Source organism: Micromonospora sp. RHAY321, from assembly GCF_023896955.1.
GTDB lineage: Bacteria > Actinomycetota > Actinomycetes > Mycobacteriales > Micromonosporaceae > Micromonospora.
This window is the reverse complement of sequence record NZ_JAMHIW010000006.1, coordinates 248,537-266,187: the sequence shown is the minus strand read 5'-3', so window position 1 is coordinate 266,187 and position 17,651 is coordinate 248,537. Positions and strand designations below refer to the sequence as shown.

The following is a 17,651-nucleotide window of genomic DNA, read 5'->3' as shown; positions in this document are numbered from 1 at the left end:
CGTTCAGGGTAGTTTGACCGTCCATGAGCACGCTGAAGGACCGCCTCACTGCCGACATGCGTTCCGCGCTCAAGGCGCGCGACGAGCTGACCACCTCCACGCTGCGGATGGCCCTGGCCGCCGTCGGCACCGCCGAGGTCGCCGGCAAGGCCAAGCGCGAGCTCACCGACGACGAGGTGCTCGCGGTGCTGACCAAGGAGGCCAAGAAGCGTCGGGAGGCGGCCACCGCCTTCGCCGACGCGGGCCGCGCCGAGCAGGCCGCGAAGGAGACCGCCGAGGGCGAGGTGCTCGACCGCTACCTGCCCAAGCAGCTCTCGGACGCCGAGTTGACCGAGCTGGTGTCGGCGGCGCTCGCCGAGGGCGGCTTCACCGGCAAGGCCCAGATGGGCCCGGCCATGAAGGCGGCCCAGGCCGCGGTGGCGGGTCAGGCCGAGGGTGGCCGGGTGGCCGCCGAGGTACGCCGGCAGCTCGGCCTCTGAGCGATCGGCGCACGCCGGCGACAGTTCCCGACAGGCGAACGGGCGGGCACCCGGAGTGGGTGCCCGCCCGTTCGTACGTCTGCCCTGCTCAGCCGCCGGGGCGGCCCGTGCCGGGTCGGCCGGGCTGGTTGCCGGGCCCGTTGCCCGGGTTGTTGGTGCCCGGCGGGGTGGCTCCGCCGCCGCTGCTGACCTGGATGGTCACCACGCCGCCCTTGATGGTGCGTCCGTCCGGGCTGGTGCCGGCCGCGTCGCCCGCCTTGCAGGACGAGGGGACCCTCGTCTCGGAGACGATCGGCTCGAAGCCGGCGCCCTTGAGTCGGGACTTCGCGGTCTCCACCGACTGACACTTCACGTCGGGGATGCTGCGCTGGTCACCTTCGGAGATCTTCTGCCCCGGCGGTTCGAAGTTGATGCGGGGCTTGCCCTTCATCGCGTCCCGCAGCGTCTCGTACACCGGCGGGTTGATGCCGTCCTTCTCCTTGTGCTTCATCTTGACGTTCGTCTGCGGCCAGTCCGGGTCGGCCATGATGCCGGCAACCGCGTACTGCTTGGTCATCGCGACCAGGGCGGCCGTCTTCTCCGAGTCGGTGGTGCCGGACTTGCCGGCCACCGGCGCGTCGACGACGCTCTTCACGATGGCGGCGGTGCGGCTGCCGCCGCACTTGCTGGTGCTGGAGTTGTCGCCGACCGGGCAGCGGGCGGCGTCCACGGCGGCCCGGGCCACGTCGGTGCTGAACCGCTTCTCGCAGCGCGGGTTGGCGATGTCCAGCTTCTTGCCCTCCGGGTCCCGGATCTCCTGCACCGGGATCGGCTCGCAGTACTTGCCGTCCGCGGCGAGGGTGGCGTACGCGTTGGCCAGGTCGAGCGGCGTGGTCGAGGAGACACCGAGCGTGAAGGCGCCCCACTGGTGGGCGTAGTCCTTCGTGGAAGCGAACTTGGCGTCGCTGCTGGCCCGGAACTGGATGCCGGCCCGCTTGGCGACGTCGACCACGTTCTCCGCGCCGACCTGCTGTTGCAGCGGCACGAAGTAGGTGTTGACCGACTGGGCGAAGGCGCTCCACATGTTCTGTACGCCGCCCGCCTTGTTGTTCGAGTTCGTCGGGCAGTAGAAGTGCGTCCCCTTGCAGGCCGCCGGGCTGCTGCTGTCGATGATGTATTCCGACTTGAACTGCTGCGGCGCGTTGATCTGGTAGCTGAGCGGGATGCCCTTCTCCAGTGCCGCGACGATGCTGAAGATCTTGAAGGTCGAGCCGGCCTGGTATCCGGCGATGCCGTCGCCGCCGGTGAGCAGCGGGTTCACCGTCGCCGGGTAGTTGCCCCGGATGCCCTTCCTGCTCTTCGCCGGATCACTGGAAATCTTGTTCTTCGGCTTCTTCGGGTCGTCGAGCTTGAACTGCCGGTTGACCGCGAGCGCCCGGACCCGGCCGGTGCCGGGCTCCACCACGGCGACCATGGCGGCTTCCTTGCTGTTCTCGCTCTTGGCCCTGCGAACCGCCGCGTCCGCGCCCTTCTGCGCCTGAACGTCGATCGAGGTGACGACGGTGTAGCCGCCGCTCTTGAGTCGCCGCTCCCGGTCGTACGACGTCGAGCCGAACGTCTCCTGCTGCATCCACCAGCGGTAGAAGTAGTCGCAGAAGAAGCCCCAGCTGTTGACGTTGGCGGCGACGCAGCCGTTCGGGGTGCGCTTGTCCTTCACTTCCAGCTTGGTCGCCTTGGCCGCGTCGGCCTCCTGCTGGGTGATGGCCTTGATGTCGAGCATGTTCTGGATGACGTAGTTGCGTCGGTCCAGCGCGAGCGGGTAGCCGGCCTTGGTGGTCGGGTCGTTGGTGGTCGGCGCCTTCACCATGCCGGCCAGCAGCGCCGCTTCCTCGATCTTGAGCTTGCTCGGCGGCTTGCCGAAGTAGACCTGGCTGGCGGCGTAGATGCCGTACGCGCCGTTGCCGAACGAGGCGAGGTTGAGGTAGCGGGTGAGGATCTCGTCCTTGGAGAACTCCTTGTCGACCTGCAGGGCCAGCCGCATCTCGCGGAGCTTGCGGGCGCTGGTGTCCTCGGTCGCCGCGACCACGTCGGCCGGGTGGGTCGCCGAGTAGGCGATGGCCAGCCGGACGTACTGCATGGTCAGCGTCGAGGCGCCCTGCCGGCCGGCGGCCTCGTTCTGGTTGTTCACGAACGCGCGGGCGACACCGTTGATGTCGACGCCGTTGTGCTTGTAGAAGTCGTGGTCCTCGGCCGCGATGATGGCCTTCTGCATGTACGGCGAGATGTCGGCGAGCTTCACGTCCCGCCGGTTCTCGTCGTACATCGTCGCGAGCGGCGTCTTGCCGTCCGAGGCGAGCAGGTAGCTGATCTGCGGCGCGCGGGCCACCGTCAGCTCCGTGGGTAGGGCGCCGAAGGTTTCGGCACCGGCCTTGGCGGCCAAGCCGGACATCGCCACCGCGGGGAAGGCCGCCGCAGCGACCACCACGCCAGCCAACAGGCCACATATGAGCAGCGATGCGGCGTTGGTCAGCACATTGTGGTCACGTTTCCGCATCCAGGTCACCTCAGCAGGGTACGCGAGTAGGGAACGAGGGGCGCTGGGGCGTTCTTTCCCCATTTCCTGCGCGCGCTGCCCTCGTTGTGCTAAACGCACGACCCCCGGTGCGTGGTTGCGTCTGACCTGGCGTGAGTCTCCTCTGATTGGCGGAGACGGCGCAGCGTTTTCGTCGACCTCGGAGGGGTAACCGGCGGTCGAGAGCCCGGGAAGCCGGGAGTGTCCGGAATGATGGATTTCGCCGACAACGTTGCGTAATCAGTCGACTACAGAGCATGATGAGGGCGGCGACAGCGCCACATGTCGTCCGCGCCGCCTTGGGGAAGGCCGGCCGGGCGATCGGGGGGAATTGCCGGCTGACGTGCAACGAGGTCGGTAGGTACTGCAAGGGGGGACGAGTACACATGGGCATGATCACTGACTGGCCGTCGCTGGCGGCGTGTCAGAACGGGGACCCGGACGCGTTGTTCGTACAGGGCGCCGAACAGAACGTGGCGAAGCGGATCTGCCGGAGCTGCCCAGTTCGGTACGAGTGCCTGGCCGACGCGCTGGACAACCGGATCGAGTTCGGTGTGTGGGGTGGCATGACCGAACGCGAACGGCGGGCGCTGCTGCGTCGTCACCCGCAGGTGACGAGCTGGCGCAAGATGTTCGAGGCCGCGATGAAGAAGAACAGCAAGGACAAGGCCGGCAAGGACAAGATTCTCGTTAGCGCTGCCAACTGACACCGGTCACGGCCGGCTGATCGCCGCGCCGATCGTCCGCAGCCCGTCGACGTCGTGCACGTCGGCGGGCTGCGCCGTCACCGACACCGACGGCACCGCCGGGAACGCCTCGGTGAACCGCGCGGCCACCTGCTGCTCGCGTACCGCCTGACGGGCCAGCGCGGCGTGCGCCCGCAGCACCTCGGCGGTGGCCTCGTGCCCACCCAGCTCGGCCAGTCGCTCCGCGGCGACCCGGCTCTGCTCGGCGTCCAGCTCCGGCACCGCCGGCCGGTGCACCCGGTTGAGCACGAGGCCGGCCAGCGGCATCTTCTCCTCCCGCAGCCGGCCCGCGAAGTAGGCGGCCTCCCGGACCGCGTCCGGCTCCGGCGCCGCGACCAGCACGAAGGCCGTCTCCCGTGCCTGCAGGATCCGGTACGTCTGCTCGGCCCGCTGCCGGAAACCGCCGAACATCGAGTCCAGGGCGGCCACGAAGCCGGACAGGTCGGTGAGCAGTTGCGCGCCGAGCACCTTCTGGACCACCTTCGAGAACATCCCGAACGAGGCCGTGACCAGGCTGAACATGCTTCGGCCGCCGCTGCGGGCGGGAGCCAGCAGCAGTCGCAGCATCCGGCCGTCGAGGAACCGGGAGAGCCGGGCCGGCGCGTCCAGGAAATCCAGTGCCGAGCGGGACGGCGGGGTGTCGACGACGATCAGGTCCCACTCGCCGCGGGCGTGCAGCTGACCCAGCTTCTCCATCGCCATGTATTCCTGGGTGCCGGCGAAGGTCGAGCTCATCGCCTGGTAGAACGGGTTCGCGAAGATCTCCGCCGCCTTCGCCGGATCGGTGTGCTGGAGCACCACGTCGTCGAAGGTGCGCTTCATGTCCAGCATCATGGCGTGCAGCTCGCCGCCGCTGGTCTCGACGTCGATCCCCTTGACCTGGCGGGGGGTGTTGTCCAGCTCGGTCAGGCCCAGTGACTGGGCCAGCCGGCGGGCCGGGTCGATGGTGAGCACCACCGTGCGCCGGCCGTGCTGCTCGGCGGCCCGCAGCGCAAGCGCCGCGGCCGTGGTCGTCTTGCCGACTCCGCCGGCCCCGCAGCACACGATGATCCGCACGCCCGGGTCGGCGAGGATCTGGTCGACGTCCAGCTGCGGCGCCGCGTCTTCGGAAGGCACCAATCGAGCGTATCGGGCCGGCTGGGTCCGCGCGCCCGTGCGGAGCTCAGGTGTGAGTCAATCGGCGCTGACGAGGGCCTGGGCCAGCGTCGCGAGCCCCGCCCGGTCCACCCCGTCAGGCAGCAACGGCAGCTCTGTCATCGGCAGCCCCAGCTCCACCAGGTCGGCCCGGAGCGAATCCTCCAGCTCGCGCCGGATGAGCTGGTCGCGTGCCTCGTCGTGCAGGCCGGCGACGGTCTCCCGGTCAGCCGGCAGCCCGGCGGCGACCAGCCCGCGCCTCAGCTCGGCCGCGCTGACCGGCCGGCCGGCCGGCAGCGGAGGCCGGGTGCCGTTGACGATCACCTTTCCGACCCCGAAGCCGAGGGCGGTCAGGTCGGCGATGGCGTCCACCGTCTCCTGCACCGGCATCTCCTCCAGCAGCGTGACCACGTGCACCGCGGTGATCGGGGAGCGCAGCAGAGCGGCGACCCCCTCGCTCTGGGTCTTGATCGGGCCGACCTTGGCCAGCCGGGCCGTCTCGGCCGTGACGTTGAGGAAACGCCCGATCCGCCCGGTCGGCGGGGCGTCCAGCACCACCGCGTCGTACACCCGCCGCTGCCCGGAGGTGCGGGTGGTGGCCTCCTTGACCTTGCCGGTGAGCAGCACGTCGCGCAGGCCGGGGGCGATGGTGGTGGCGAAGTCGATGGCGCCGAGCTTGCGCAACGCCCGACCCGCCGCACCCAGCTTGTAGAACATGTCCAGGTACTCGAGGAGCGCTTCCTCGGCGTCCACCGCCAGCGCGCGCACCTCGCCGCCGTCCGGGGCGTCGGCGAGGTGCCGCTCCTCGTACGGCAGCGGGTCGATGCCGAAGAGCTGGGCGATGCCCTGCCGCCCCTCGACCTCCACCAGCAGGGTGCGCCGGCCGCCCGCAGCCAGCGCCAGAGCCAGCGCCGCCGCCACGCTGGTCTTGCCGGTGCCGCCCTTGCCGGTCACCACATGGAGGCGGGCCGACCATCCGGTACCGGCCGGGTCGGACGGCCGCTCAGCTGCACGCACCCGTCGAGCCTATCCAGGGTTGGCCGTCACGCGACCTCGCAGACCCACCAACCTGTCTTCTGCACCACTGTGAAGCGCAGGTCCTGGTCGGCCACCTTCTCGTCCGCGGTGGTCATGGTGACCCGCGTGGAGACGGTGGCCCGGTCTCCGGTCTGGTTGTCCACCTTCGGGCTGGTCCACCGGAAACGGGGGTTCTGGTACTCGGTGGCGTACTTCTGCACCTCGGCCACCTTCGCGGCGATCTTCTTGTCGTCGCGGGAGGCGGCGCAGACGCGGCTGGCCGCCTTGGTCGCGTCCCGATCCTTGTAGACCGCGGTGAGGAACTCGTCGACGGCGACCGCCGGCTCCTTGGCGCCCTCGCCGTTCTCGGCGTTGCGCAGGGTCAGGAACGCCACCGCGCCGCCGCCCACGCAGAGCACCATGATCACGACCAGCGCGATCGCCGCGATGAGCAGGCCCCGCTTCTTCTTCGGCTTGGCAGCGCCCGCGTAGGGCGGGTAACCGGGAGGGGGTGGCGGAACCATCGACGGGTCCTGAGTGCCGGGCGCCACCGGTGTGGCCGCGCCGACCGGGCCCTCGGGCTGACCGGCACCGGCAGCTCCGGCAGCCTGCCCGGGGAAGGTCGTCCCACCGGACTGGGTGGGGAAGGTGGACCCGGCGGGCGACGTGGGGAAGGCCGGCGAGGCGGCGAAGGCCGGCCCGGCTGGCGAGGCCGGGAAGGCCGGCTCGGCCGGCTGCGCAGGGACCGCCGGTCGGGCGGGCTGCGCGGGCTGGCCGGGGACGGCCGACGTCTCGGGCTGGTCGGCCGGACCCGGGTGGGCCGGCGGGTGTGCGGGCGGGCCGGCCTGGTCGCCGCTGGGCGGTTGGGTCATCTCTTCCCCCGGGGGTGCGGCGCCCGCCGCCACCCCTGGCGTCGAGCGTGATCGAGCGGGCGTCCGGGCGCTGCGCGACCGTCCGACCGGAAGGGTAGCGGTCAACCACCGCGTCGATGTCGCCCGTGTCGCGTCGTGCCCGCTTCGAATCCGGCCGACGGGACCCTGCCGGTTCGGCACCGTCAGGTCTCCGACCTGCGATGTGTCGCATATGTGACTATCGGTGACCGGTCGTGCGCGTCCTGTTGGCGGGACTGCGGTCCGGGACCTACCTTCGTCCGGTGCGGGGGACCGGAACGGACGAATGGTTCGGACCGGAAGCGTGATCCGAGAGGTACGACCCGGAGGCAGTGCATGCGCGACGCGGACAACATCCCTCGCACCCAGTTTCCGACCAACGACCGGTCGCACCGGCCCGGGGCCGTCGGCCAGGTCGACGCGCCGGTCGGCAGCCTGCCGGTCAACGAGCGGTCGTACCGCCGGGTCCCGGAACCGACGGAGGTGGCCCGGGTGACGAGCCGCCCCGCCGAGCGGGCCCGCGACGACGACGAGCCGGGCTTCGTCATCCACCTGCCGATCCGGGTGCCCGACCTGGCGGCGGCGACCACGCTGGCCGGTCGGGTGGCGGTGTCCCTGGGCTTCCTGCCCGAGCTGGACGCCGGCGAGACCACCGTGTCCAACGCCGACGACCAGAACAACCGGCACCGGGTCTTCTGCGACCTGCTGCTGCCCGACCGGTCCCGCTGCCCCCAGGGGTACGAGCACCAGGGACCCTGCGGAGAGCTGCCGACCGCGCCGGAGCAGCGTCCCGCGCCCCACCCGGCGAGCGGACCGTAGGCTGTGCCTCGAAGAAGTCCGCACCGAGAGGGAGCCCTCCAGCGATGCAGAAGTGGGAATACTCCACGGTCCCGCTGCTGGTCCATGCGACCAAGCAGATCCTCGACAACTGGGGCGAGGACGGGTGGGAACTCGTCGCCGTGGTCCCCGGGCCCAACCCGGACCAGCTGGTCGCGTACCTGAAGCGGCCCAAGGCATGAGCAACGGTCCGCACGCGAAGCTCGCCGAGCTGGGTCTCGAACTGCCCGAGGTGGTGCCGCCGGTGGCCAGCTACGTGCCGGCCGTGCAGTCCGGGCAGCACGTGTACGTCTCCGGCCAACTGCCGATCGCCGAGGGGAAGCTGCTGGCCACCGGCAAGGTCGGCGCCGGGATCTCCGCCGAGCAGGCGAAGGACCTGGCCCAGCGGTGTGGCCTCAACGCGCTGGCCGCGGTCGACTCACTGGTCGGCCTGGAGAACGTGGTCAAGGTGGTCAAGCTGACCGGTTTCGTGGCGTCCGCGCCCGGGTTCACCGGTCAGCCCGCCGTGGTCAACGGCGCCTCCGACCTGTTCGGCACCGTCTTCGGCGAGGCCGGCCGGCACGCCCGCAGTGCCGTGGGGGTGGCCGAGCTTCCCCTCGACGCTCCGGTGGAGATCGAACTCATCGTCGAAGTCGCCTGACCGTCGCCACGTCGCGATCGTGCACGTCCGGCCCGGATGAAAAGCCCTGAACGGGGATGAATCAGGGGCGGCACGTGCATGATCGCGGGGTGTGGCGGGCGGGGTCGTACGATCGCAGCCATGAGCGGGCACGTGACGGCGCCGGCGGCGGCGCTCGCCGACGAGTTGCCGAGCTGGGTGACGTTGCTGCGCGCGCCGAACCCTGGCCCGATGACCCTCGACGGCACCAACACCTGGGTGCTGCGCGCCCCGGCGTCGGAGTACGGCGTCGTGGTCGACCCGGGACCGGCCGACGAGGGGCACCTGGCGGCGATCGCCGCGCACGGCCCGATCGGGTTCGTGTTGATCACCCACGGCCACCCGGACCACACCGAGGGCTCGGCCCGCCTGAGTGAGCTGCTCGGCGGGGCGCACGTCCTGGCCGCCGACCCCGCACACACCATCGGCGGTGAGCCCCTCACCGAGCCGGCCGAGCACCTCGGCGGCTTCGGCCTGGAGATCCGCCTGCTGAACACCCCCGGGCACACCGCCGACTCGGTCTGCTTCCTCGTGGAACACGGCGACGAGCGGGTGGTGCTGACCGGTGACACGATCCTCGGCCGGGGCACCACCGTGGTGGCCCACCCGGACGGGCACCTCGGCGACTACCTGGCCAGCCTGGAGCTGCTGTCCGCGTACCGGGGGGTTCCGGCGCTGCCCGGACACGGCCCGGCGCTGGCCGACTGTGCCGCCGCCGCCGACTTCTACCTCGCCCACCGTCGTGCCCGGCTCGACCAGGTCCGGGCCGTGGTCACCGCCGGCGCCCGCACCCCCGCCGACGTGGTCGCCGCGGTCTACGCGGACGTGGACCGCTCGCTCTGGTGGGCAGCCGAATGGTCGGTCCGCGCACAACTGGAGTATCTGGGCGTCGGCACCGGGGAATCTGAGCGCGGGGTCAGCGGGTTGGAGCAAGCGTGACCTGCCCCGTGTGTGGAACCGTCGCCGTTCCCGGTGCCCGGTTCTGCCACAATTGCGGCGCCGCGCTGCCGGCCGCCGCGACGTTGCCGGCGGCCGAGCGCCGGGTGGTCACCGTGCTCTTCGGCGACCTTTCCGACTTCACGTCCTGGTCCGAGGATCTCGACCCGGAACGGGTCGGTGCCGTCACCGACCGGGTGCTCGCCGCCCTCGCCGGCGCGGTGAAGACCTTCGGCGGGCACGTCGACAAGCTCACCGGTGACGGCATCATGGCGGTCTTCGGCGCCCCGGTGGCGCACGAGGACGACGCCGAACGGGCCGTCCGTGCCGCCCTGTCGATGCAGCGGGCGGTCCGCCGGGTGCTCGACGACGAGCGGGGCGGCGGTGCGCCGCTGGGGCTGCGGGTCGGGCTGAACACCGGTGACGTCATCGCGGGCATCCAGGCGGCCATCGAGTACACGGTCATCGGGGACACGGTGAACACCGCCGCCCGGTTGGCCGACGCCGCCGCGGTCGGCGCCGTCTACGCCGGCGCGCGAACCGCCGCCGCCACCCGGCACGTCGCCTCCTGGCGGGCGCTGCGCCCGCTGCGGCTCAAGGGCAAGCGCGAGCCGGTCGAGGCGTACGAGCTGCTGGGTCTGCTGGACGCGCCGGGCACCCGTTCGGGCCTCGGCGACGAGGCGCCCTACGTGGGCAGGGAGACCGAGATCGGCCGGGTCGCCGGCCGGCTCGCCGAGGTGATCGACCAGGGTGACCCGAGGGTGCTGCTGATGACCGCCGAGGCGGGCATTGGCAAGTCCCGTTTCGCCGCCGAGGTGGAACGCCTCGCCGCCGGGTACGACGTGGGCGCCGGCCGGTACGCCGCGCACACCGGCGCACGGGTGCTCTCGGTGCGCTGCGCCGCCTTCGGTGAGCGGCGCCGGCTCGCGCCCCTGGCCGACCTGGTCCGCGCGGCCGTCGGCCTGCCCAGTGACGCGTCCACCGCCCTGACCCGGCCGGCGGTGGAGGAACGGCTGCGCCGGCTCGGCCAGCGGCTCGCCCGGGCCGGGGGTGAACAGCCGCCGATCGTCACCGACCAGCTGCTCGCCCTGCTCGGCTACGCCGAGCTTCCCGCGCACGGCGGCACCGACAACGGCGAGTGGACCGGCGCGACCGTCCCGGCGGCTGACGCCGAAGCGGTGCCGAACGCGGTGGCCGACCTGCTCAGCGGGCTCGCCACGGAGGCGCCGCTGGTGATCGTGGTGGACGACCTGCACGACGCCACCTCCGAGACGATCCGGGCGCTCGGGCTGACCCTGTCCCGACTCACCGGCCCGGTGCTGGTGCTGCTGCTCGGCCGTCCCGAGCTGGTCCGTACCGCCGGCGCGCTGACCCGGGTCGCGGACGCCGAGGTGCACTCCCTGCCTCCGCTGCGCGGCGCCGATGCCGCCCGCCTGCTCACCAGTTATCTCGGCGGCGGCAAGCTGCCGCCGGCCGACGCGGACCGGCTGCTCGCCACCGCCCAGGGCAACCCGTTCTACCTGGCCGAGCTGGTCACGCTGCTGATCGAGCGCGGAGCGCTCACCACGGTCGAACCGGGGCGCGGCGGCCGGACCGCGGCCGGCGAGCGGGACCAGGGCACGGCCGGCTGGCGGCTGGTGCCCGGCTCACTGGGCAGCCGGCTGCTCTCCCGGGACCTCGCCGCCGTGCTCGCCGCACGCATCGACGCGCTGCCACCGGACGCCCGCTCGGTGCTGCGCGACGCCGCGGTCATCGGTGACACGGTGCCCACCGGAGCCCTGGAGGCACTGCGTGATCAGCGGGCCGGCCGTGACGGCCGGCCCTCGGCCGTGGTCGCCGTCGAACTCGACCGGGCCGTCGAGGAACTGCTGCAACGACGGATGCTGCACCGCACCCGGACGGGCTACGCGTTCGCCACCCCGCTGATGCGGGAGGCCGCGTACGCCGGGGTGAGCAAGGCCGAGCTGGCCGAGCGGCACGCCGCGCTGGCCCGCTGGGCGGCGCCGGGGGACGAGACCGCGGCCGGGGCACCGGGCGGGTTCACCGAGGAGGCCCGGGACGACTTCGTGGCGACGCACGTCGAGCGGGCCGCCACGCTCGCCGACGCGGTGAAGCTGCGCCCGGACGCGCCGGCCCGGGCGGTGGTCCCGCTCGGGGTCGCCGCGCTCGGCCGGGCCGCCCGCCGGTCGCTGTCCGCCGGCGAGCCGGCGCTGGCCGTGGAGTACGCCGAACGCGCCAACGAGCTGGCCCGCGACGGGGTCCCGGCGGCCGACCGGGTCGTGCACGCCCGGGCGCTGCTCCAGATCGGCCGGGTCGTCGACGCGCTCGCCTACGCCGAGAAGATCGCCGCGAACGCGGGGGACGAGGCCGTCCGGGGCAGCGCACTGCTGCTCGCCGGGCAGGCCCAGCAGACCCTCGGCGACCAGGCCCGGGCGGTCGCCGCCTGGCAGGAGGCCCTGCAGGTGGCCACGGCCGGCGGCCTGCCCACCCTGCGCGCCTCGGCGATGCGCCGGCTCGGCATGGCCGACTTCGTGGCCGGCCGGCTGAGTCAGGCGAGCAGCCGGCTGGCATCGTCCTATCAGGTCAGCCTCGGCGCGCAGGACCGGCGCGGGCAGGCCTGGTCGTTGCAGAACCTGGCCTGGGTGACCACCACCCGTGGCGACTTCGCCGGCACCGACGCGGTGCTCGGCCGGGCCGCCCGACTCTTCGCCGAGCTGAAGGATCCGTACGGGCGGGCCTGGCTGCGGGGCACCACGGCGTTCGCCCGACTGCTCGCCGGCCGGTTGCGCGAGGCGTGTCGGATGGCGCAGGTCTTCCTGCCCTTCGGTGAGCGGGTCGGCGAGGCGTGGGCGGTGGGCACGCTGCGGGCGGTGGCGGCGTTCGCCACCGCCGAGCTGGGTGACCTGGCCGAGGCGGACCGCGAGGCCCGCCGGGCGTACCGCGAGTTCGCGGCCGCCTCCGACGACTGGGGGCGCGGGTTCGCACTGGTGGTCCGGGCCGTGGTGGCGCGCGGGCTGGGCGAGCCGGAGCACGCGGCCGACCTGCTCACCGACGCGCTGGCGTACGCCGAGCGGACCTCGCACCCGTTGCTCACCGGGATGGCCGGCACGCTCCGCGGCTTCGTGGCACTGGACATGGGGGACTGCGAGACCGCCGAGCAGGTCGCCCGCGCGGTGCTGACCGCCGTCGAGCCGCACAACCCGCAGGCCCCTGCGCAGGTCGCACCCCGGGTGCTGCTGGCCACCGCCCGACTGGCCGCCGGCGACCCGGCGACCGCGGTCGGGCTGCTCGCCCCGGTGGCGACCGCCGCCGCGAGCGCACCCTCGCTGCTCTTCTCCCGCCGCCAGACGATGGCCCGGTACGCGTCGGCGCTGCTCGCCCACGGTCAGCGGGACCAGGCGCTGGACTGGGCCCGGCGAGCGGTCACCGCGCCGGCCGAGGACGTGCGCAGCCAGGTGATCGCGGCCAGTGTGCTGGCCGAGGCACTGGCTGCCTGTGGCCGCCCGGCGGAGGCGCTGTCCTGCGCGGAGGAGGCGGTCCGCCTGGCGTACTCCACCGAGCAGCGCAGCGAGCGAGCCGCCGCCGATGCCCTGCGCGCCCGTCTCGCCGCAGCCCTCTGACCCTCCGCCCGCGCGAGGGCGGATTTTGGCGGTTTTGGGGATGTGGTGGTCGGGGGTAGCGGCTAGCGTGTCAACACCGTGCGGCGGTCCACAGGTGACCGTCGCCGCGCCTGGGGAGGCACTCCATGAGGTTGCCGCGTTCCGTCGCGGGCTGGACCATCGCGGTCTTCGGCGTGTTGGCGCTGATGATGGGCACGCTCGGGCTGCTCTGGCCGGAGGCGATGCTGCGCATGCTCGGGCTGGAGGTGCCGGCCGCCCGTTCGACGGGTGACCACACCGGCACGTTCGTTCTCGCGTCGTCGATGGCGTCGTTCAACATGGGGGTCTACTACCTGCTGGCCACGGTCACCGAGTGGCGGGCGTTCTACCGGTTCACGGTGGTCTTCCGGCTGGTCACGTTCACCGTGTTCAGCATCGCGGTGCTGGCCGACATCGCCCCCGACCGGTTCTTCGGGGTGGCCGCCTGGGAGGGGCTGGGCGCGCTGGCCACCGCCGTCGGCCTGCGCCTGGACGCCCGCAGGGGCGCGCCGGTCGACAGTGACGCGACGCCCGATGGCACCGACCCGGTGCCGCCCGCGGCCGACGCCGGGGAGGGTACGGGCTCGGCCGGTGCCGCTCCGGCGGACGCGGTGCGCTGAGCGACCGGCCGGGTTGGGTATTTTCGAGCAGTGACCGACACTCCGACCGGCGGCCTACCGGTGCCGATCGTGCCCGGTCTGACCGATTTGCGGGTCTTTGCCCGAGGTGGTTACGCGACGGTCTACCAGGCCACCCAGATCTCGGTGGGCCGTGAGGTCGCCGTCAAGGTGGAGAACCGCACGCTGGACAGCGAACGCGACCAGGCGCGTTTCCTCCGCGAGGCGCGGGCGGCCGGGCGGATGTCGTCGCACCCGCACGTCGTGGACCTCTTCGACGTCGGGGTCACCGTCGACCAGCATCCCTACCTGATCATGGAACTCTGCGACGGGTCGTACGCCGAACGCATGCGCACGTCGCGGCTGGGCCCGATCGAGGCCCGCGACCTCGGCATCAAGATCGCTGACGCGCTGGCCCACTCGCACGCGGCCGGCGTGCTCCACCGCGACGTGAAGCCCGCGAACATCCTCTACTCCCACTTCAACCCGGCCGTGCTGGCCGACTTCGGGTTGGCCGTGCTGGCCGAGGCCCGGGACGCCTCGGTCACCCTGGAGGTGCTCACCCCGGCGTACGCGCCACCGGAGATGTTCAGCCACAGCCCACCGTCGCCGTCCGTCGACGTGTACGCGCTCTGCGCCACCCTCTACGCGGTGATGCACGGTCGGCCGCCGCGCTGGCAGTCCGAGCGCAACCCCAGCCTGGTCACCGTGCTGGAGATGTTCAACCAGCCGGTCCCCGGCCTGCCCGGCGTGCCGGACGAGCTGATCGACGTGCTGCGCGCCGGCATGGCCAACGACCCGGCTGAGCGGCCCTCCGCCCTCGAACTGCACGACCTGCTCGTCAGCCTGCCGTTCGGCTCGCCGTCGGCACCCGTCAGCGGTGCCCCGGTCAGCGGCGGCGCCACCCACACCGGCCCGTACGCCGCCGGTCAGCCGGTGCCCCGACCTCCGGTCGAGGATGTCCACCCGACGGTCCCCGGCGGGCGGCGCTCGCTGCGACGCTGGTTCCTCGGCGGCGCCGGGGTGCTCGCGCTGGCCGCCTCGGCCACCGCCGGAGCCCTGGTGGCCGGCAATCCACAGTCGCCCGGACCCACCCCCTCGGTCAGCCGGGTCGCCGCGCCGGCCACCGGTCCGCTGCCCGGCTGCACCACCGGCGCGGGCGCGCCGAGCGCCCTGCCCGACGGTGCGCGGTGCCTGCCCGAGCTCGAGTGCTTCGGTCCGGTGCGAATCCGCGGCACCAGCGCCGAGGCGGCACGTGTGCCCTGCGCCGGGCGGCACACCTGGGAGACGTACGCCGAGGGCATCCTGCCGGTGTCGCTGATCGGCGCGGAACACGCCGAGGTGGTCGCCGCCGAGCCGGTGCGCCAGGTGTGCAGCATGACCACGTTCCGGCTGACCACCGGGATCACCGAGTCGACCGGCTGGCACCTGGAGGTGCTGCCACCGGTGGACGGCAGCATCGACCGGACCTACCGGTGCCTGGCCGGGCGGGGCGTGGACGCGCTCACCGCGCCCACCCTCACCGGTCGCTGACCCCGCCCCGCCCGCGTCGCCGGTCACGCACCGCACGCAACGCGTCCCGGCTGTCCAGGGCGTCGAGGGTGTCCGCGTCGAGCCCGTACGGCATCAACTCCGGGGGCCCGGCGGCCGCCGGACGGTCCGTCGGCTCCGGGTCTTGGGCCTGACGGGCGGCGGAGACGGCCACCCCGGTGACCATGGCCAGCAGGACGCAGAGCAGTGCGAGGACCACGCCGAGAAGATCCTGACGGCGCCAGACGACCAGCATGACCAGCAGCGCAAGGGCTCCCAGCGCCGCGACGGCCGCCACGACCCGCGCGTCGAGCCTGGACAGTCTGCTCACCCCACCAGCATGTCGCGGGTGGGCCGGCTGTCAACCGCGGAGCCGACCCGGCGCGCCGATCACGTCGCCCGACCGGTCGCCCGAGGCGGGCCGATCGGCGTCCACACGGAATGGACCGAAGCCGCTACTCTCGGTGTCCCACAGGGCCGTTCGGTCAGCGAGGTCGCCCATGAACGCAGGCAGTTCCCAGTCCCGGCTCCGCTCGATCGCGACGACGGTGGCGGTCGCCCTAACGCTCACCCTGGCCGCCGCTGCCGGGTGCGACAGTCGACAGGAACCGGACCTCCCGTCGGTGCAGGAGAAACTCCGCGAGTCGCACATCTACGGGCAGTCGAAGCTGCGCATCGGGGTCGCCACCAACGAGCCACTGATGGGTGAGCTGCGCAACGGCCAGCACTACGGCTTCGACGTGGAGATCGGCCGGTACGTCGCGGCCTCGCTGGGCTACGAGGGCGACCAGCGGCTGGAGTTCGTGTCCGTGTCCACGGAGGACCGGATTCCCGCTCTCCAGGGCGGCACGGTCGACCTGGTGGTGTCCAGCTTCTCCATCACCGAGGACCGCAAGAAGCTCGTCAGCTTCGCGGGGCCGTACCTCGTCACCACGCAGGAGGTGATGGTGCCGACCCGGCTCAAGGACAAGATCCGCACCATCGAGGACCTGCGCGACCCGATCTACAAGGTCTGCACCAGCGGCGGCTCCACCACCGAGGCCGAGCTGGAGAAGCATCAGGTCAGGACGTTCGTGGTGAAGGACGTCGGCGACTGCGTCGACGGCATCCGGGAGGGCCGGTACGACGCGGTCAGCTCCGACGAGGCGATCCTCGCCGGCTTCCTGGCCAGCTTCCCCAAGGAGTTCGAGCTGGTGGACATGCCGTTCGGCACCAGCGAACTGCTCGGCATCGGTGTGCCGATCGGCGACCCCGCGCTGCGCGACCTGGTCGCGTTCTTCCTGCAGAAGAGCTACGAGCAGGGTCGGGACGGGCAGGCGAGCCCGTGGCAGACGGCGTACAACCGGACGCTCGGCCCGTGGCTGCGGGCCGAGAAGCGCCAACCGCAGCCGCTGGACGTGCCGAAGCTGGTCGACTTCGACGACAAGGCGCCCCGGAGGTGAGCACGACGCCGACCGCCACCGACGGCCCGGTCCCGCCGCCCCGGGCGTCCGTGCCGGGCGACACCGCCGCCACGCCGGGTGTCGACGTTCCAACCGCTGTCGACGCGGACTCTGCCCGCTGGCCGGCGGGCGTGCCGGTCGCCGAACCCGCCGAACCGGTCGTCGCGGCCGTCGAGCCCGGGCGGGTGCGGTGGGACCCGGCGGAGCGGCGCGCGCGGGCCAGCCAGTCGTTCTGGACGGCGGTGGTGGGCGTACCGGCGATCTTCTCGGTCCTCCGGCTCGGTGTGGAGGCGGGCGGTGAACTCCAGACCACGCTGCTGCTCGTGGCGAACGTGGGGCCGGTCAACCTGCTCGCCGGCTTCCTGACCACCGCGGCCCGACTGCTCTCCACCGGGCTGGTCGCCGTCTTCGCGCTCGGTGCCGTGCTGGCGGTCAGTGTGGACCGGTTGCCGCCGGGCACCCGCCGCCCGCTCTTCGCCCGCTGGGCCGACCTCACCCCGGCCTGGGTGGTGCTGGCCAGCTTCCTGCTCGCCCTGCTCACCTGGCCGCTGCTCTACCTGCCGCTGCTGCTGCCGGCGATCGTGGCCGCCTTCCAGCTCCGCCCCGGGCGGCTGCACGAGCGGGTCGCGCCACGGCTGCTGCTGATCGTCGCGCTGCTCGCGGCGTACGGCTGGCTGGTGCTGCCCACACTGCGCGACGCGGTCGAGCAGGGCGGCGAGCGGCTGGTCCTGGCGCTCATCGTGGTGCCGCCGGTGCTGGCCCTCTTCATCGCCGGCCCGCTGCCCGGGATGGTGATCCGACCGCTGGCGTCGGTGACCGAGGTGGCGGTGCTGGCCATGCTGGTCTGGGCCGCCCTGCCGGTGATCAGCACGCCGGTGCTGCCGCTCACCGTCACGACGGTGGGCGCGGAGAACGGGCCCACCGAGGACGTGCGGGGGCATGTCGTCACCACCGACGACGTCAACATGGTGATCCTTCAGGAGCGGGGCGGCGTGCGGTACGTCCCGGTCGACCAGGTTCGCGCCCAGGTGCTCTGCCCGAGCGAGGAGGAGCTGCCTCGACACCGGCTGCGCATCCACGACTTCCACGTCGAGGACTCGCTGCTGGAGGGGATGGGCCGCCGCGTCCGGCCGGTGCACCGCATCGACGCCGCCTGCCGCGCCCCCGGCTGACGAC

General features: G+C 72.7%; 16 protein-coding genes. 11 read left to right on the top strand and 5 right to left on the bottom strand.

Going from position 1 to position 17,651, the window contains the following annotated elements; all coding sequences use genetic code 11:
• Window positions 1-23 precede the first annotated feature (23 nt).
• The gene (locus M8C17_RS16720) at window positions 24-479 is read left to right on the top strand and encodes a GatB/YqeY domain-containing protein (protein WP_252417395.1); all 456 of its coding nucleotides are present in this window, start codon (window positions 24-26) and stop codon (window positions 477-479) included.
• 88 nt (window positions 480-567) lie between these two features.
• On the opposite strand, the gene M8C17_RS16715 is transcribed toward M8C17_RS16720, so the two are convergent.
• Window positions 568-3,012, bottom strand: a complete 2,445-nt coding sequence (locus tag M8C17_RS16715; protein ID WP_252417394.1) for a transglycosylase domain-containing protein — start codon at window positions 3,010-3,012, stop codon at window positions 568-570.
• Window positions 3,013-3,416: 404 nt separating this feature from the next.
• On the opposite strand from M8C17_RS16715, the gene M8C17_RS16710 reads away from it, so the two are divergent.
• Window positions 3,417-3,737, top strand: a complete 321-nt coding sequence (locus M8C17_RS16710) for a WhiB family transcriptional regulator (RefSeq protein ID WP_030328078.1) — start codon at window positions 3,417-3,419, stop codon at window positions 3,735-3,737.
• A 6-nt stretch (window positions 3,738-3,743) separates the two neighbouring features.
• Here M8C17_RS16710 and M8C17_RS16705 read toward each other — a convergent pair whose 3' ends face one another.
• Genes M8C17_RS16705 through M8C17_RS16695 form a run of 3 tightly spaced genes read right to left on the bottom strand, consistent with a single transcriptional unit; the run spans window position 3,744 to window position 6,451 of the window.
• A complete protein-coding gene (locus tag M8C17_RS16705) occupies window positions 3,744-4,895 on the bottom strand; it encodes an ArsA-related P-loop ATPase (protein WP_252417393.1) in 1,152 nt (383 codons plus the stop codon).
• A gap of 54 nt (window positions 4,896-4,949) precedes the next feature.
• Window positions 4,950-5,927: an ArsA-related P-loop ATPase gene (locus M8C17_RS16700; protein ID WP_252417392.1), complete on the bottom strand. Its 978-nt coding sequence runs from the start codon at window positions 5,925-5,927 to the stop codon at window positions 4,950-4,952.
• Window positions 5,928-5,953: 26 nt separating this feature from the next.
• Window positions 5,954-6,451, bottom strand: a complete 498-nt coding sequence (locus M8C17_RS16695) for a hypothetical protein (protein ID WP_374558565.1) — start codon at window positions 6,449-6,451, stop codon at window positions 5,954-5,956.
• Between the two features lie 702 nt (window positions 6,452-7,153).
• Here M8C17_RS16695 and M8C17_RS16690 point away from each other — a divergent pair.
• The 7 genes from M8C17_RS16690 to M8C17_RS16660 all read left to right on the top strand — a co-directional run bounded on the left by M8C17_RS16690 (window position 7,154) and on the right by M8C17_RS16660 (window position 15,036).
• The gene (locus M8C17_RS16690) at window positions 7,154-7,636 is read left to right on the top strand and encodes a hypothetical protein (protein WP_252417391.1); all 483 of its coding nucleotides are present in this window, start codon (window positions 7,154-7,156) and stop codon (window positions 7,634-7,636) included.
• 44 nt (window positions 7,637-7,680) lie between these two features.
• On the top strand, window positions 7,681-7,836 hold the full coding sequence (locus tag M8C17_RS16685) for a DUF4177 domain-containing protein (protein ID WP_007466198.1): 156 nt from the start codon (window positions 7,681-7,683) through the stop codon (window positions 7,834-7,836).
• Complete coding sequence (locus M8C17_RS16680; RefSeq protein WP_252417390.1) at window positions 7,833-8,294, top strand: RidA family protein; 462 nt, start codon at window positions 7,833-7,835, stop codon at window positions 8,292-8,294. Before M8C17_RS16685 ends, M8C17_RS16680 begins: the two co-directional genes overlap by 4 nt.
• 120 nt (window positions 8,295-8,414) lie before the next feature.
• Complete coding sequence (locus M8C17_RS16675; RefSeq protein WP_252417389.1) at window positions 8,415-9,251, top strand: MBL fold metallo-hydrolase; 837 nt, start codon at window positions 8,415-8,417, stop codon at window positions 9,249-9,251.
• Window positions 9,248-12,868: an adenylate/guanylate cyclase domain-containing protein gene (locus M8C17_RS16670; protein WP_252417388.1), complete on the top strand. Its 3,621-nt coding sequence runs from the start codon at window positions 9,248-9,250 to the stop codon at window positions 12,866-12,868. Before M8C17_RS16675 ends, M8C17_RS16670 begins: the two co-directional genes overlap by 4 nt.
• A gap of 125 nt (window positions 12,869-12,993) precedes the next feature.
• On the top strand, window positions 12,994-13,506 hold the full coding sequence (locus M8C17_RS16665; RefSeq protein WP_252417387.1) for a hypothetical protein: 513 nt from the start codon (window positions 12,994-12,996) through the stop codon (window positions 13,504-13,506).
• Window positions 13,507-13,536: 30 nt separating this feature from the next.
• Complete coding sequence (locus M8C17_RS16660; protein WP_252417386.1) at window positions 13,537-15,036, top strand: serine/threonine-protein kinase; 1,500 nt, start codon at window positions 13,537-13,539, stop codon at window positions 15,034-15,036.
• On the opposite strand, the gene M8C17_RS16655 is transcribed toward M8C17_RS16660, so the two are convergent.
• Window positions 15,023-15,364, bottom strand: a complete 342-nt coding sequence (locus tag M8C17_RS16655; protein WP_252417384.1) for a hypothetical protein — start codon at window positions 15,362-15,364, stop codon at window positions 15,023-15,025. The two genes, M8C17_RS16660 and M8C17_RS16655, sit on opposite strands and share 14 nt — an antisense overlap.
• Window positions 15,365-15,533: 169 nt before the next feature.
• On the opposite strand from M8C17_RS16655, the gene M8C17_RS16650 reads away from it, so the two are divergent.
• Window positions 15,534-16,475 carry a transporter substrate-binding domain-containing protein gene (locus M8C17_RS16650; RefSeq protein WP_252417382.1) on the top strand — a complete coding sequence of 314 codons (942 nt, stop codon included), beginning with the start codon at window positions 15,534-15,536 and terminating at the stop codon, window positions 16,473-16,475.
• A complete protein-coding gene (locus tag M8C17_RS16645) occupies window positions 16,472-17,647 on the top strand; it encodes a hypothetical protein (RefSeq protein WP_252417381.1) in 1,176 nt (391 codons plus the stop codon). The genes M8C17_RS16650 and M8C17_RS16645 overlap by 4 nt, the downstream gene beginning before the upstream one ends.
• Window positions 17,648-17,651 lie beyond the last annotated feature (4 nt).

What these genes read in the sequence shown, in the direction of transcription:
- M8C17_RS16650 (WP_252417382.1), top strand. Translation starts at nt 15,534, where the DNA reads ATGAACGCAGGCAGTTCCCAGTCCCGGCTCCGCTCGATCGCGACGACG.
- M8C17_RS16680 (WP_252417390.1), top strand. Translation starts at nt 7,833, where the DNA reads ATGAGCAACGGTCCGCACGCGAAGCTCGCCGAGCTGGGTCTCGAACTG.
- M8C17_RS16685 (WP_007466198.1), top strand. Translation starts at nt 7,681, where the DNA reads ATGCAGAAGTGGGAATACTCCACGGTCCCGCTGCTGGTCCATGCGACC.
- M8C17_RS16665 (WP_252417387.1), top strand. Translation starts at nt 12,994, where the DNA reads ATGAGGTTGCCGCGTTCCGTCGCGGGCTGGACCATCGCGGTCTTCGGC.
- M8C17_RS16715 (WP_252417394.1), bottom strand. Translation starts at nt 3,012, where the DNA reads ATGCGGAAACGTGACCACAATGTGCTGACCAACGCCGCATCGCTGCTC.
- M8C17_RS16675 (WP_252417389.1), top strand. Translation starts at nt 8,415, where the DNA reads ATGAGCGGGCACGTGACGGCGCCGGCGGCGGCGCTCGCCGACGAGTTG.
- M8C17_RS16720 (WP_252417395.1), top strand. Translation starts at nt 24, where the DNA reads ATGAGCACGCTGAAGGACCGCCTCACTGCCGACATGCGTTCCGCGCTC.
- M8C17_RS16695 (WP_374558565.1), bottom strand. Translation starts at nt 6,451, where the DNA reads ATGGTTCCGCCACCCCCTCCCGGTTACCCGCCCTACGCGGGCGCTGCC.
- M8C17_RS16690 (WP_252417391.1), top strand. Translation starts at nt 7,154, where the DNA reads ATGCGCGACGCGGACAACATCCCTCGCACCCAGTTTCCGACCAACGAC.
- M8C17_RS16710 (WP_030328078.1), top strand. Translation starts at nt 3,417, where the DNA reads ATGGGCATGATCACTGACTGGCCGTCGCTGGCGGCGTGTCAGAACGGG.